At 66.6% G+C, this 13,982-nt stretch carries 14 protein-coding genes and 1 tRNA gene; 11 read left to right on the top strand and 4 right to left on the bottom strand.

Annotation, left to right across the window (positions count from 1 at the left end; translation table 11 throughout):
- Nucleotides 1-118: 118 nt before the first annotated feature.
- The 5 genes from ACH34W_RS27495 (at nucleotide 119) to ACH34W_RS27515 (ending at nucleotide 4,341) form a co-directional block, all read left to right on the top strand.
- Nucleotides 119-817: a hypothetical protein gene (locus tag ACH34W_RS27495; protein WP_395963982.1), complete on the top strand. Its 699-nt coding sequence runs from the start codon at nucleotides 119-121 to the stop codon at nucleotides 815-817.
- A 111-nt stretch (nucleotides 818-928) separates the two neighbouring features.
- Nucleotides 929-1,258 carry a PspC domain-containing protein gene (locus tag ACH34W_RS27500; RefSeq protein WP_395963983.1) on the top strand — a complete coding sequence of 110 codons (330 nt, stop codon included), beginning with the start codon at nucleotides 929-931 and terminating at the stop codon, nucleotides 1,256-1,258.
- 399 nt (nucleotides 1,259-1,657) lie between these two features.
- Nucleotides 1,658-2,662, top strand: a complete 1,005-nt coding sequence (locus tag ACH34W_RS27505; RefSeq protein WP_395963984.1) for a GNAT family N-acetyltransferase — start codon at nucleotides 1,658-1,660, stop codon at nucleotides 2,660-2,662.
- Between the two features lie 150 nt (nucleotides 2,663-2,812).
- Nucleotides 2,813-3,244, top strand: coding sequence for a hypothetical protein (locus ACH34W_RS27510; RefSeq protein WP_395963985.1), 432 nt, complete (start codon nucleotides 2,813-2,815; stop codon nucleotides 3,242-3,244).
- 83 nt (nucleotides 3,245-3,327) lie between these two features.
- A complete protein-coding gene (locus ACH34W_RS27515) occupies nucleotides 3,328-4,341 on the top strand; it encodes a hypothetical protein (protein ID WP_395963986.1) in 1,014 nt (337 codons plus the stop codon).
- Nucleotides 4,342-4,457: 116 nt separating this feature from the next.
- Here ACH34W_RS27515 and ACH34W_RS27520 read toward each other — a convergent pair whose 3' ends face one another.
- From ACH34W_RS27520 to ACH34W_RS27530, 3 genes are all read right to left on the bottom strand, one after another.
- Nucleotides 4,458-5,315, bottom strand: coding sequence for a hypothetical protein (locus ACH34W_RS27520; RefSeq protein ID WP_395963987.1), 858 nt, complete (start codon nucleotides 5,313-5,315; stop codon nucleotides 4,458-4,460).
- A gap of 801 nt (nucleotides 5,316-6,116) precedes the next feature.
- Nucleotides 6,117-7,541, bottom strand: coding sequence for an MFS transporter (locus tag ACH34W_RS27525; RefSeq protein WP_395963988.1), 1,425 nt, complete (start codon nucleotides 7,539-7,541; stop codon nucleotides 6,117-6,119).
- Nucleotides 7,542-7,673: 132 nt separating this feature from the next.
- Nucleotides 7,674-8,015 (bottom strand): metallopeptidase family protein, encoded by a 342-nt coding sequence (locus ACH34W_RS27530; RefSeq protein WP_395963989.1) that lies wholly within the window; start codon nucleotides 8,013-8,015, stop codon nucleotides 7,674-7,676.
- Between the two features lie 40 nt (nucleotides 8,016-8,055).
- Between ACH34W_RS27530 and ACH34W_RS27535 the strand changes: the two genes are divergently transcribed.
- Entirely contained in the window at nucleotides 8,056-9,618 is a 1,563-nt protein-coding gene (locus ACH34W_RS27535; protein WP_395964250.1) for a metallophosphoesterase, read from the top strand.
- An 82-nt stretch (nucleotides 9,619-9,700) separates the two neighbouring features.
- A tRNA-Glu gene (locus tag ACH34W_RS27540) sits at nucleotides 9,701-9,773 on the top strand.
- A gap of 388 nt (nucleotides 9,774-10,161) precedes the next feature.
- Here the strand turns inward: ACH34W_RS27540 and ACH34W_RS27545 are convergent.
- Nucleotides 10,162-10,848, bottom strand: coding sequence for a TetR/AcrR family transcriptional regulator (locus ACH34W_RS27545; protein WP_395963990.1), 687 nt, complete (start codon nucleotides 10,846-10,848; stop codon nucleotides 10,162-10,164).
- Nucleotides 10,849-10,966: 118 nt separating this feature from the next.
- Here ACH34W_RS27545 and ACH34W_RS27550 point away from each other — a divergent pair, with 118 nt between their 5' ends.
- From ACH34W_RS27550 to ACH34W_RS27565, 4 genes are all read left to right on the top strand, one after another.
- Nucleotides 10,967-11,338, top strand: coding sequence for a DoxX family protein (locus ACH34W_RS27550; protein WP_395963991.1), 372 nt, complete (start codon nucleotides 10,967-10,969; stop codon nucleotides 11,336-11,338).
- A gap of 129 nt (nucleotides 11,339-11,467) precedes the next feature.
- Nucleotides 11,468-12,142, top strand: coding sequence for an SDR family NAD(P)-dependent oxidoreductase (locus ACH34W_RS27555; protein WP_395963992.1), 675 nt, complete (start codon nucleotides 11,468-11,470; stop codon nucleotides 12,140-12,142).
- A 253-nt stretch (nucleotides 12,143-12,395) separates the two neighbouring features.
- On the top strand, nucleotides 12,396-13,196 hold the full coding sequence (locus ACH34W_RS27560) for an SAM-dependent methyltransferase (RefSeq protein ID WP_395963993.1): 801 nt from the start codon (nucleotides 12,396-12,398) through the stop codon (nucleotides 13,194-13,196).
- Nucleotides 13,197-13,362: 166 nt separating this feature from the next.
- Entirely contained in the window at nucleotides 13,363-13,905 is a 543-nt protein-coding gene (locus tag ACH34W_RS27565; protein ID WP_395963994.1) for a hypothetical protein, read from the top strand.
- The last annotated feature ends 77 nt before the right edge of the window (nucleotides 13,906-13,982 follow it).

Genomic DNA, 13,982 nt, shown 5'->3' on the forward strand with positions numbered 1-13,982 from the left:
GAGCCGCCCCGCTGCGCCGCCTCCGAAAAGATCTTTGTGCGTACGGCCTGCCAACTCAACGGCACAGAGCCGCGTCCTCTCTTTGTCGATCTTCCTTTCCCTCCCCTTTGGAGCCTTAGTGAAGCGTCTCCTGACCGCCGTCCTCGCCCCGGCCACAGCCGCGGGCCTGGTCCTGGTGGCCCCGACGACCTCCCACGCCGCGGCGGCGCCCACCATCACGGCGATCAACGTCAAGCCGGCGCTCGCTGTCCAGACCGGCCTCAACCGGCAGAAGATCACTGTGCAGATCCACACCGACGCCGCCGACGTCGACGCGCTGGCGATCCCCACCCGCGGCGGCGGCGGAATCGTCTTCAGCCCCAAGAAGATCCGTGATGGCCTCTGGGAGGCGTCCAACTACCTCTACAACTGGGAGTCGGCGGGCGCCTGGACGGTGGATGTCACCGCCTGGGACGCCGATTTCAACGACACGAAGAAGAGCAAGACCTTCCAGGTCCGGCGGGCCACGTACTTCGCCGGCTTTAACGCCTCCCCCTCCAAGGTGCGCCGCGGCAAGGCGATCAGCGTGGCCGGCCAGCTCCGCGGCCTCAACAACTACGGCGAGTACGTTCCGTTCAAGGGCCAGAAGGTCACGATCTTCTTCAAGAAGAAGGGCACCCAGAAGTGGGTGCGCTACGCAGTGGTCACCACCGCCAAGAACGGCAAGTTCGCCAAGCGCTTCAGTGCCAAGGCCAGCGGCTGGTGGATCGCCGACTACGCGGGCAGCGCCAGCTGGTACAAGTCGTTCTCCAAGAACGACGGCGTAGTCGTCCGCTGACAACCCTGGCCTCTGTCCTGCCGCACCCTCCGGCAGGACAGGGGCGACCTCAGGGTCGAATCAGGGCGAATCCCGATGTGGCAAAGTCCCAGCATCGGGAAACATCGAAGCATGGACATGGAGAAGAGCACTAACTCGAAGCAGCTACGCCGCACCGGTCAGGGCCGGATGATCGCCGGAGTCTGCTCCGGCACCGCCAGATACCTGGGCGTGGACGCCAACATCATCCGCCTCGGCCTGGTCGCCTTCAGCATCTTCGGCGGCGCCGGCGTCCTGATCTACGCGGTCGCGTGGGTCTTGATCCCCGAAGAGGGCGCCCCTTCCTCGATCGCGGAGGACCTGGTCCAGAAGGGCAAGGAAAACCCCAAGGTCCAGGAGGTCTTCCAGGACGTCACCCAGAAGACCAAGAACGCGATGAACAAGACCCGCACGCCGAAGTAACCGAGCCCACGGGCCCACGCCTCATAATCCAGCAGCGAGGGCCCGTAAAGACACAGCACCAAACAACACAGGCGTTCAGGGCAACCCAAGGCCCGCGCCGCCTACCGCCACGCCAGCCCACTCCCGAACCCGGCCCGTAGAGGCGCAAGCCACGTGAGGGCCGCCCAGAACGCACCCCACCTCGTCGCCCTCGTCCGGCCCGGAGCCCGCTTCGAACGCGGCCAGCTCGTCGAGCGGTCTGAGGCCCTCGCCGCCTGACCGTGCTCGACTGCTCCACCTGCCGGTGATCCAGCAGTGGCCGCGGCCGTTCCCGGTCTCCATGAACGATCACGTTGTGGAAAATGAGTTCCGCTGTCTGATCGGCATGCCTACGCTCACTGGCCATTGGACAGACTTGAGATGAAAGCTGGGGTGGGCGTGAACGGCAGTCGTGGGTTTCCGTCTCCCGACCTTCCAGCCGGCTTTGGCTTCCGGCCGTATCACGGCGGCGAAGACCACGCTGCCATGGCCGCAGTGCGGCTGGGCTGTGCAGAGCATGACCAGGTCGATGCCCACTCGGTGGTGGAAGGACTCCCGACAGCGGCCGAGATCACCGAAGCCTCCGCAAAGTTGGAGGACCCCTCCAAGAACCAGATCCTGGTGGTGCACGACGGGGACGTCGCCGGCTACGCGACGATCCGCTGGTGGCAGGAGCGCGACGATACGTGGCTGTACCTGCACCGCGGCTACCTCCTGCCAGAGCATCGCGGCCAGGGCATCGGCTCAGCCATGCTGAGCTGGGCCGAAGAACGGGTCCGCCAGCTCGTCAGGCAGCATGGAACGGCGCGAACGGCAATAATCGGCGCCAACGCCATGGCCTCCGAACGGGACGCCACGGCACTTCTGCAAGAAGCCGGCTATCGACAGGTCTTCAGTTTGGTCGAGCTGGAGCTGGGCAATCTGCGGCAGCTTCCCGAGCGAAGCAGCGAGTTGCCGACCGGGATACGGACGGGGCCTGTTCGCACAAGCCATTACCGTGCAGCCTGGCGAACGGTCGTTGATTCGTACGCGAGCACCAGCTTGACCCCGAAGTGGACCTTCCGGGACTTCTGCGACACGGCCGACCCGGCATGCTGGAGGGCCGCGTGGGACGGGGAGAACATGGTCGGCGTCGCCCTCTGCTCCATCCGCCGCGACCGCACCATGGGCGAGGTCGAAGAGCTGAGCGTCCGCGCGGACCGCAGGCGTCTCGGAATCGGCCGGGCCCTGCTGCTGGAGGCGCTGCGCAGCCTCCGAAAGGAGGGCGCAACGACCGCCCGACTGCACACGGGCACGGCAAATCCGCATCGGTCTTACGATCTTTACGAGAGCGTGGGGTTCCGGCGGCAGAACGAGTACGTCCGTTACCGCAAACCACTTGCTTGATCGACGGCCCGGCCAGTCCACAGGATTCGACAATGCCTCCTTGGCCCGCCCCGCCTGACTCACGAATTTGATCAAGCCGGATGTGTGGACGGTCGTGATCTTCTAGATTCACCCGGGTTCATGACCGTTCAACCGAAGGATTCACCCCATATGAAGACCCGTCTCATCACCGCCGCCGCGTTCGCGGTGGCCGGCGGTGCGCTGGCAGTCATCCCGGCGACCGCCAACGCCGACACCGGCGCGGGCGCCGCACAGATCACCGTCGAGCAGGCCTCGGCGAGCGCCGCCAAGGTCAGGCGGTTCGATTTCCGCCGGGGTTGGGGAGTCGCCTGGGGCACCTCGTCCAACAAGGTGGTCAAGGGCCGCATGTCGGACCAGAGGAACGACGGCACGTGCATCCAGGCCCGCGTTGCGTGGGCCGTCAAGAGAGGCAACAAGGTCCGAATCTTCGACCGTGACACCAAGACCGTGTGCGGCGCACTGGTCGTGGAGTTCAAGGCCACGCCGGGCGACCGGGGCCGGACGCGCAAAGCCGACCGGGTGCACGTCGCGTTCGCTCCCGTCAAGGGCAACCTCGGCTGACTCAGAGCAGCACCGATGACAGGCGGGTCCCAGATTCCGGGACCCGCCTTCTCGTCGCTGCGGCCAGTACGTGCGGGCGGGATGTGTCAGCCCCAGGCGCGTCGCTCCAGTCCACGACCTTCTACGCGAAGATCACCCCGACCACGCCGAACAAGGCCTCCGACGACGCCGGCTACTTCGTCCGCACCATTGAGGTCCTCCTCGACCGGGACGCCGTCGCCTCCGGCCAGGCAGCAGCCGGCCAGCCGTGGCAGCACTACGACCTCGGTCACGGCCTGTGCTCCTACACCTTCTTCGAGCAGTGCCAGCACCGGATGGCCTGCGCCAAGTGCGACTTCTATACTCCTAAGGACTCGACGAAGGCCCAGCTGCTTGAGGCCAAGGACAACCTGCAGCGCATGCTGGTGAGCATCCCGCTCACCGACGACGAACGCGCCGCCGTGGACGACGGCCTAACCGCCCTCGACCAGCTCCTCGAACGCCTCGCAGACATCGCCCCCCCGCCGGCCCGACTCCCCGCGAGCTCCGCGCCGAACCCGGCAGACCACTGCCGCTCCTCATCGAGTCGCCCACCGGCCGACCCGAACGAGAGTGCTGCTGACATGCGCCCCACCCTCTACACCCTCGACCAGCCTGGCCCGGGATGGTTGAGCACCATGGCCAAACCCCGCGGCGGAGACTGGCTGCACGACGAGATGACCGCCCTGAAAGCCGAAGGCGTCGACGTTCTGGTCTGCGCGCTCACCCCGCCCGAACTCAACGAAACCGGCCTCGAAGCCGAGGCCCAGGAAGCCCTCAATGCGGGTCTGCGCTTCGTCGCGATTCCCATCCCGGACCGCCACGTCCCCGACCTGGCCACGGTCCTACCCACTCTCCGGCAGCTCGCCGAGCAACTGCATGGCGGCGCGCACATCGTCACGCACTGCCGCTTCGGCATCGGACGCGCATCCCTACTCGCCGCAGCCCTTCTGATCCTCAACGGTAACGACCCGGACGCGGTCTGGAACCAGCTCGAGCAGGTCAGAGGGCTCACCGTCCCCGACACCACCGAGCAACGCGAGTGGACCAACATACTGGTCAAGCACCGCCAGGCTTGACAGATCAGATTCCACACAATGATGCGGTTGACGCGACCTTCGACGGTGGGCACGCATGGCCCTACGGACATGCTTGTCACCGGGATTCCCCGTTGAAGCCATCAATCCTGTGGCGATCAGCTCGCCTCTGTGAGGTACCAGACGCGGTCGTCATCGAGTTGCATCCAGAGTCGATGGTCACGTCCCGTGACTCGATGAAGGCGTGTCGGCCTCGACTCGTCAGGGAGGATCAGGACTCGCCTCTCGGTGATGTCGACGACGCCCTCGGACCGGTGACAGCCGACGAGTGTGACGCCATCGAAATCCCTGTCCTGGTAGGGATTGATGAAGATGACTCTGTCGTCTGAGACTGCGAGCCCCAGCGCTCCTTGAACCGGGTTGCGGTTGACGGTCCTGATGCCGGCGTCATCGATGGTGACCAGTGGAAAGCTCGTGTAGGGGCAGGCCCAGGCCCGGTCGGTTCCGACGTTCAGCGCATAGCAATCCATCCAGCTCAGCCTGACCGGGTCGTCGTCGGCGCTCCAGGCGGGCGTTCCGTCTACCGACCAGCGGATCAGGCCGGGGAGTGAAACCAGGGCCCTCTTTCCTTGGAGTTGCGGTTGATGTCGTACGCGGTCCGGGGCCGGCGTCCAGACGGAGGCCTCATCGAAGTAGCTGATCCAGATGCCTCCCCTTCGATCCGTCTGGAGGGCCTCGATGGCGTCGCCGACGTGGAAAGCCGAGGTCGGCGACCCGTTAGCGTCGAAGACGGTTGCGTTCAATGGCAGGAGAAGGTCTGTGTCGTCGAGCCACGCGGTCTCCCAGGGCTTGAGACCCTTGGGTCTGCTCGGGAGCGTGCACCGGCTGTTCACGACGATCAGGCCGTCGCCGAAGCCGTCGATCTTGGGCCACCGGTAGTCGAGGTTCTTGAGCTCGATCACCTGATGACCGTGGTCTTCGACGATGACGGCGAACGCGTCGAAGGGCAGGCGCACCTTCGCCGTCCGATCTCGCCTGGCCTGGCCGAATCCGTATTCCGGCGACGCAAGCAGGGCGATCATCCTGCCGTGCGCGTCGATGGTCGTGGTGACGACGTCGAGACGGTCATAACGCTCCGGCAGCGCCTTCCATCGACGGACCTGCGTCTCGCGCGAGATCGGCTCCGGCGTTGGTCTCATCGGCTCCATAGCAGGCGGTGCCACCAGGGCATGTCCGGGGCGGCGAACGGATCGTTCAGCGTTCTGGACCGGATGAGGTCGTCCACCGGACGGATCTTCGCCTGAAGGTGACGGCGGGCCGTCGGCGACATGGCGCGCAAGGCTTGTTCAAGGGTGTCGCGTGCGTCGAACGGGCCGCAGCAAGGACAGCAGGGGATCTGCGAGAACGCGGGCCAAGGCGACTGGTGGGCGAGGGACGCCCATGTCCTGAACGCGGAGGAGACTGCCCCGGGCCAAAGATGAGTGCGTTCCACACGAACGATCTCGTGGACGACCTTCAGCGGTACGCCGTCGATAACAGAAGTCTTCCCGCGGCGGCGGTCAGTCGTCGCCCGGAGGGCGGAGGGGCGCTTACGCGGCATTGCCCTTTCGGCTGATCAACATGAGCCGATCCTGGGCGCATCGGGACAAGACTGTCAACCAAGAAACCCAACGCGGGCTCCCGGAACGCGGTGCGCGGGAACACAGGAGCCCGGAACGCGAGTGCGCGGGAACGCGGGAACGCGAATGTGTGCTGGCGGGGCATTCGGGCGTAGGTAAGCGGGCTTACGGGTGGTCGCCGGAGTGAGGGTGGGTGGTTCAGGGGGCGGGGGCTGAAGGGCGGAGGCCGGTGGGGTGGCCGTTCGTTCCGTTCAGGGAATGACCGTTGAGGTGTGACCGGCTCGGCTCCTCGGTCGGCTCGCGGGGGGCGACGACGAGGTCGGGTGAGGCGCCTTCGGCGATGGCGAGAGTCTCGGGCTCGGGGGCTCGCATGTCGGGGCGGTCGCGCATGTCGGCGATCACGCCGGCGCGTACCTTGTTCCAGAGCAGGGTCAGCGTGGCGGCGGCCGACAGGCCCAGGGCGCCGGCGAGGGCGACCACGGCCTCGACGCCGAGTAGTTGCACGGCCGCGCCGGCGATCAGGATGCCGAGGCCCTGTCCGGCGAGGATCCCGGATTGCGCGAGGCCGAACGCCTGGCCTCGGCCTGAGGGCGGCACCGCGGCCACGAACGCCGCGTTCGCCGCGAGCTGGTAGGCGCTGCCGACGCCTGACAATGCCCACAGCGCCATCACGCCCCAGAGTGGCGGGTGTGTCGCGGCACCGATGAGCGGCGCGCAGGCGAGCATCGACATCCAGCCCATGGCGCGGATGCGGTTGGTGGGCCGGACGAAGCGGCTGAACAGGAACGCGCCGATCACCATGCCCGTCGGCATGGCCGACATCAGCAGCCCCACGGTCAGCGCCCCGCCTCCGAAGGTGGCCGCATAAGGCGCGGCCAGCCCCTCAGGGATCACGTAGAACCCGCACAGCCAGGCGAACGAGACCAGCGAGCGCAGCGTCGGGTCGCCGAAAACCAGGCGGGCGCCATCCCGCGTCCCGCGCCAGAGGCCCAGCGCGTCCTTCTCCCGTTCCTTGGTCGCGGGACGCCGCCGCAGCCCCACCACCAGCACCAGCGCGGAGGCCCCGAAGGTCAACGAGTTGATCGCCAACGCCTCGTATGTTCCGACGACGGCCACGACCGCGCCGCCCGCCAGGAAGCCGAACATCTGCGTCGCCTGGTGGGTGATGTTGTTGATCGCCGTGCCCGCCACGTACTTGTCACCGTCGAGTACGTCCGGCAACAGCGCCGCACGCGCCGCCGTGAACGGCGCACCGAGCAGCACAGTCAGGAAGACCGCCGCGCACAACCCCCAGAACGGCATCGCGTGGAGCGCAATGAGGCCCATCAGCCCCATGCGCAAAACGTCACAGACCACCATGACCGTGCGCCGGGGAAAGAGATCCGCCAGCCCGGACAGCACAGGCCCGCCCACGATCGGCGGAATGTAGGTCAGCGCGTACGTCAGCGCCGTCAGCATCGCCGAGTCGGTCGCCCGGTAGACCAGGACCGCCAAGGCGACCTGGGCCAGCTGGTCCCCCACGTACGAGAGAGCCTGCGCAAGCCACAGGGCACGGAACTCACCTACCGCGAAGACCTCGCGGTAGGTGGCCTGTGCCTCCGGGGGACGCCGATGCCGGCCCATCTGCCTCGCGCTCCGTTCGTCCACCCGCCTCCGGGTGGTCTCCCTATTAACTCACGCTGCGTGGCAGTTATGTAACCTACCGTGCCCAATTGATGAAACCCTTTGCCCCCGTAGCCCCACCTAACCCTTGAGTCAGTAACCGTGCTTGTGGAGCCAGTCGTCGTCGATCCCGAAATGGTGAGCGATCTCGTGGACGACTGTGATCCTCACCTCATCCACCACATCCGCATCGGTCTCGCAGATTGCGAGGATCTCGTGGCGGTAGATCGAAATGTGATCGGGCAGGACGCCGCCGTACCAGTCGCCGCGCTCAGTGAGGGGTATCCCCTGGTAAAGGCCGAGCAGACCGGGCTCGGGGGACTCGTCCTCGACGACGATGACGATGTTCCGCATCGCCCGGGCCAGCTCGGGCGGGACGGTGTCGAGGGCCTCGGCGACCAGGTCCTCGAAGCGCTCACGCGACATCTCGATCACGAAATCATTCTGCTCGACGGAAGGAGGCACCGTGACCCGCATCCGGGCCACGGTCCGTCGCTTGTCGACGTTCCCCGCCAAGATCGGCCCCAAGCTCAACCGTCTCAAGGCCCGCCGTACGACCCAAGTCCTCCTGGTCACCTCCGTAGGCCTCCTGGGAGGCCTCCTAGGTCTGACCCTGGGTGGTCACGTAGTCACCCCCGTCGGCCCGACCGATGTCTCCCTGGCCCTGCGACCGTCCTGGACCGGCGGCACCACGATCCAGATTCCGCCCCTGGGGGCTCTGCAGCTCGACACTCACTGGGGCCCGATCGCCCTAGAGGCAAGCGTCACCAACCTTCGCCCCGAAGAAGCCCGCAAGCTGATCGAGTCCAACAACGAAGTAGACCAACTCACTAACCAAGTAGGCGCAGAACTCCGTCACGGCGTAGTAGTCATGCTGCTCCGTGCTCTAGCCCTCACCCTGGCCTTCGCCTTCCTGGCATCCCTGATCGTCTTCCGCTCCCTCCGCAAGGCCCTCGCATCCCTAGCCGTCAATCTCACAGCCCTCGTAGCCCTAACACTCCTCACCTGGGCCACGTTCAACCCCCAAGCCCTAGCCGAGCCCCGCTACACCGGCCTCCTGGCCAACGCGCCCCAGGTGGTAGGCGATGCCCGCAGCATCGTCGAACGCTTCTCCGCCTACCGCGCCCAGCTGGCTCGCCTAGTGGGGAACGTCTCTCGCCTGTATGCAGCCACCTCAACCCTCCCCACCTACGAACCAGACCCCTCCACCCTCCGCGTCCTCCACGTGTCCGACATCCACCTCAACCCCGCTGCCTGGTCGGTCATCCGCTCGGTCAGCGTCCAGTTCCAGGTCGACCTGATCATCGACAGCGGCGACCTGACCGACCACGGCAGCAAGCCCGAGGACCGCTTCGCCGCTGACATCGCGGGCCTCAAGGTCCCCTACGTCTTCGTACGCGGCAACCACGACTCCAAATCAACCCAGAACGCCGTAGCCGCCCAAAAGAACGCAGTCGTCCTGGACGACAAGCTTCAAGAGGTAGAGGGCCTCCGCATCTACGGCGTAGGCGATCCCCGCTTCACGCCGGACAAGTCGACCCGAGACGACAACGTAGGCGCCGACCAACTCCGCGCCCTCGGCACCGCCCAAGCTCAGAAGCTCCGCGCCACCGGCACAACCCCCGACATAGCCGTCATCCACGACCCCAATCAGGCCGAAGGCTTCTCAGGCCTGACGCCCCTAGCCCTCTCCGGTCACGCTCACGAACGCACCACCAAACTCCTCCCCACCGGCACCCGCCTCTTCATCCAAGGCTCCACGGGCGGCGCCGGCCTCCGCGGCCTAGAACACGAAGAGCCCACCCCCATCGAGCTCTCCGTCCTCTACTTCAGCCGCGCCACCCACCGTCTCCAAGGCTGGGACGACCTGCGCCTAGGCGGCCTTGGCCTAACGTCCGCCCAGATAGAACGCCACCTAGAACCCAAGCCTGACCGCGCAATAACCCCACCCACGACACCGCCAACGCCTCCCCCAACCAGCCCGACCTTCCCCTCCCAATGGCCGAGCTCAACACCCCCGCGATCCCCCTCCCCCTGACAACCCGATAACCGCTTATGCGTCCGGCCTGGTTGTCCCCTATGCTGGGCATGGTCAAGTGGCAGCACGCCTGCCACGCCAGGCCCCCTTCGTCTAGCGGCCTAGGACGCCGCCCTTTCAAGGCGGTAGCGCCGGTTCGAATCCGGTAGGGGGTACACAAAACATGGGAACAAGTCCCACGCGGCGAATGGCCGTTGGATGCTCTCCCCGGCACTCCCGGCACTCCCGGCACTCCCGGCACTTCTGGCACTCCCATACTCGCGGTCTGCAGGGTCATCACCGCTGAGCTGGTGATCTTCGAGCCGGGCGAGCAGAGCGTTCAACCAGCGAAAACAGCCGCCCGGCGCAGACTGCCCCGGGACAGCCACGGGCTAGGCCCGGACGGCCACGGGTTGGCCCGGGCGAGCGCGGACTGCCCGGGCGGGCAGGCATTCACGCGGGATCTGGCAACCAGGGCCGGGATGAAGTGTCGGCCATGACGCACGAGCGGCGCGTGGCGATCAGCCGGAGCAGGCGCCCGTTTCCGCCGAGGCGCGCGGGCGATCAGCCGGAGCAGGCGCCGTTTCCGCCGAGGCGGAGCATGGCGCGGTAGAGCTGGTCTGGGGTGAGGGGCGGCACGGGCAGCGGGTGGGCGTGTTCGGCGCGGAAGCCGTCGAGCATCAGGTGAAGGTGGCGGCGCCACGCATCGGGAGCGATGCCGTGGGTGGCCTCAGTGATGCGGCTGTGCGCCCAGATCACAAAGGCCAGGTCCTCTGGGGTGAGGTCGGCGCGGAGACTGCCCTGTTCGTGCGCGCGTTCAACGACGCGTACGCCGAGCTGGTGGATGCGGGTTTGGGCGCCGGCCAGGCAGGCGGTCTCCGGAAGCCGCATGGAAGCCAGGTCGTTGAATCCTCGGTCGGAGGCCTGGAGTTCGCACATCGTCTCCAGGAACAGGCACAGCCCTTCCCAGGCGTCGGGCATGGTCACGGCCTTCTCGGCAGCCCGCAGCCAGGCGGCCAGTTTCTCGGCGAAGATCGCCTGGACCAGGTCCAGGCGGGTCGGGAAGTGCCGGTAGAGCGTTCCGATCGCCACCCCGGCGCGCTTGGCCACCTGTTCGAGCGGAGCCTCCAGGCCGTGCTCGGCGAAGCAGTCACGGGCCGCGGCGAGCAGAGCATCGCGGTTGCGCTGCGCGTCGCGCCGCAGCGGGCGGGCGGGGGCCGCTTGCCCGGCGTTCGGCTGATCGGTGGCCATGGCCTTCAGACTACCAACCGGAGGCATGCCTCATATTTACTGCTATCCTCGATGAATATGAGGCACCCCTCCGGTTTGCTGTGGGGTGTGCTGCCGCCTGAACGAACGGGAGTCTGCGATGAATGTGTCGCTGTGGGTGCTGCAGGTCCTCCTGGCGGCGATGTTCGCCATGGCGGGGGTGATGAAGTCGACCCAGCCCATCCCGAAACTGGCAGGGTCCCTGCCGTATGTGAAGGATCTGCCTGTGGGCACGGTGCGGCTCATCGGCGTGGCCGAGTTGGCCGCCGCGCTGGGGCTGATCCTGCCCGCCGCCACCGGCATCGCGACCATCCTCACCCCACTGGCCGCCACCGGACTGGTGGTGACGATGGTCCTGGCCGCCGGATTCCACGCCCGCCGAGGCGAGTACAGCGCCATCGCCTTCAACGCCGTGCTGCTGCTCCTGGCTGCCGTGGTGGCCTGGGGCCGGTTCGGTCCCCACTCCCTGTGACGCCTGCTCGAAATCCGCTGCCCGCCATCAGTACGACCTCATCCGTGCGGCAGGAGCGAATCCGATGACCGAGAGCAAGTGGACAGCCAACCGGACCCAGATCTGACCGTTTTCTCGAAAGGACGTTTCATGCCCACCATCGCCATTGTCGGTGCCGGCCCCGGGATGGGCCTGTCGATCGCCAAGGTCTTCGGCCGCAACGGTTTCTCCGTGGCGCTCGTGGCGCGGACCCAGGAGAAGCTGGACGGTCTCGCCACGGAACTGGCCGAGTCAGGGATCGACGCCGCCGGTTTCGCCGCCGACGTCACCGACCGGCCGTCCCTGGCCGCAGCGTTCACCCGCATCAAGGAGCGGTTCGGCCGCATCGACGTGCTCGAATACTCGCCCGCGCCGAAGCTGTCCACCGAGAACATGATCGCTCCGTTGGAGGCAACGGTGGCCAACATCCAGCCAGAGCTGGACTACTACCTTTACGGCGGTCTCACCGCGGCACAGCAGGTGCTCCCCGACATGATCGAACGCGACGCCGGCACACTGCTGTTCACCACCGGCGGGTCCTCTTTGGACCCGCTGGCCGGGCCGCCGGAATTCGGCAACATCGCCATCGCCACGGCCGCCCTGCGGGCCTGGGTGCTCAAACTCAACCAGGTGCTCACTGGCACGGGCGTGTACGCGGCGCACGTGCCGATCTTCGCCTGGATCGGCTCCGGTGGCCCGGAAACCCAGGCCGACACCATCGCCGAACGCTACTGGGACATCTACACCAAGCGCGACGGCGCCGAGCACCCCTACGACGTCCGGTGACAGTCGCAGTGCGGAATGTGTCCGGCGGATCGAGGAGTCGACGCTGAGGAATCCGCGCAGGTCGACATCGCCCTCGAGTCCAGGTGCAGGCTCTTGAGTTCGATGCCCTGCGCGGCCGCCAGGCCGCTCACCACTAGACCCGCACCTAGCTCTACATTTCGTCAGAAGCCCTGTGGCGTAGGCTTTTTCGCATTTTGGACGACTGCGCGAAGCTACGATGCGGAGGGAGATCTCCCTGAGTGTTGAGGTGCACATGGACGAGTCGTCCCCGCAAATCCCCACCGGCGTTCCGACCGCAGCACGCGTCTATGACGTGATGCTCGGCGGCAAGGACAACTACGCGGTGGACCGGGCCGTGGCCGAGGCCAGCCTCGGAATCATGCCGGAACTGCGGGATATCGCCCTGCACAACCGCGCGATTCTGCACCGCGTCGTCCGCTATCTCGCCGCAGAGGAGGGGATCACCCAGTTCCTCGACCTGGGATCGGGATTGCCGACCGTCCGCAACACGCACGAGGTCGCCCAGGAGATCAACCCACAGGCTCACGTGGTGTACGTCGACATCGACCCGATCGTGCTGGCACACGGCCGCGCGATCCTGGCCGACAACGCCAACACCACCGTGGTGACCGCCGACATCCGCGAGCCCGGCGACCTCCTCGGCCGTCCGGAGGTCCGCGCGCTCATCGACTTCGACCAGCCGGTCTGCGTGATGCTCGTCGGCATCCTGCACCACCTCGCCGACGACGAGAAACCCGGCCAGATCGTCCAGGTGCTGCGAGACGCGATGCCCAGCGGCTCTTTCTTCTTCATCACCAACTTCACCCGCCTGGGCGACGCCCCCGAGTCCATCGCGTTGGAGAGGCAGCTCCTGGAGCAGCTCGGCACCGGCCGCGTCCGCACCCCTGCCGAGCTGGCCACCTTCTTCGACGGCCTCGAGATCCTGCCGCCCGGCCTGGTCCCGCTCCCGCTGTGGCGCCCCGACGAGCCCGTCCTGGACGCCAGCACCATCGACGTCCGCTTCATGACAGGCGGCGTCGGCCGCAAGCCCTGATTCCCTTCGTGGTGATGCCTGCGGACGAGCCCGGGGCAAGCGAGCACGAGGGCACGAAGGCTCGGAGGCGCTGCTAGGCCCTAGGGCCTGCCTTCGGTGCTGCGAGCGTCCCGGAGATCGGACCAACCGTGCGGGCGCCCCATGTCCCACGCGCGAGAGGCCCTCGATGACAACCTCGGCGAACGTGTTCGGGCGCCAGACCTTGCTGGACGCCTACCTGGATGTCCAACGGGATCAGCTCACGCGGAGATTCACTTCTGAGCGACCCGAGACCGAACACCAGGTCGCTCGCCGCGCGTTCCTCACCGGGCTGGAGCACCTGTTCGGCATCACGTTGAACCCGCAAGACCCGGACGGGCAGGTGGTGATCGGAGAGGGGAGGGAGCATCTCGAACGGCGAGTGCTGATGATGTTCTTCCGAAGTACGGCCAACTCCTACCTCTCGATACGTACGCCCTGGTCCAACTACCTTGAGGCCAGCCTGTTGTACAAGGTGATGGACGAGGCAGGCCTCTGGGATACCGTTCGTGAGACAAGTGACGACATCCGCAAGTCCAGTGAGGAGCTGAAAAAGCAACATCGGGTGCTCCTCAACCTCATCCTCAGCCGCCTTCTAGGCGACCGTGCGGCGAACACCTTCACAGAAGCGGATCTCGCCGCAATCGGTGTGAGCGTCCCCGGCTCAGACCTTGAGGACGACTGGCAGTAGCTGCGACAGCGAGAGTAGAAGAGTGTCCAGAGTCACTCTGTTCGTGCGCTTCATACGCGTTAGACCGGAGGAGGATG

It is taken from the genome of Actinomadura sp. 6N118, from assembly GCF_044326415.1.
Lineage (GTDB): Bacteria > Actinomycetota > Actinomycetes > Streptosporangiales > Streptosporangiaceae > Spirillospora.

Coding starts and splice junctions, on each gene's coding strand:
- ACH34W_RS27500 (WP_395963983.1), top strand. CDS start 929: ATGGACATGGAGAAGAGCACTAACTCGAAGCAGCTACGCCGCACCGGT.
- ACH34W_RS27505 (WP_395963984.1), top strand. CDS start 1,658: ATGAAAGCTGGGGTGGGCGTGAACGGCAGTCGTGGGTTTCCGTCTCCC.
- ACH34W_RS27510 (WP_395963985.1), top strand. CDS start 2,813: ATGAAGACCCGTCTCATCACCGCCGCCGCGTTCGCGGTGGCCGGCGGT.
- ACH34W_RS27525 (WP_395963988.1), bottom strand. CDS start 7,541: ATGGGCCGGCATCGGCGTCCCCCGGAGGCACAGGCCACCTACCGCGAG.
- ACH34W_RS27545 (WP_395963990.1), bottom strand. CDS start 10,848: ATGGCCACCGATCAGCCGAACGCCGGGCAAGCGGCCCCCGCCCGCCCG.
- ACH34W_RS27550 (WP_395963991.1), top strand. CDS start 10,967: ATGAATGTGTCGCTGTGGGTGCTGCAGGTCCTCCTGGCGGCGATGTTC.
- ACH34W_RS27555 (WP_395963992.1), top strand. CDS start 11,468: ATGCCCACCATCGCCATTGTCGGTGCCGGCCCCGGGATGGGCCTGTCG.
- ACH34W_RS27560 (WP_395963993.1), top strand. CDS start 12,396: ATGGACGAGTCGTCCCCGCAAATCCCCACCGGCGTTCCGACCGCAGCA.
- ACH34W_RS27565 (WP_395963994.1), top strand. CDS start 13,363: ATGACAACCTCGGCGAACGTGTTCGGGCGCCAGACCTTGCTGGACGCC.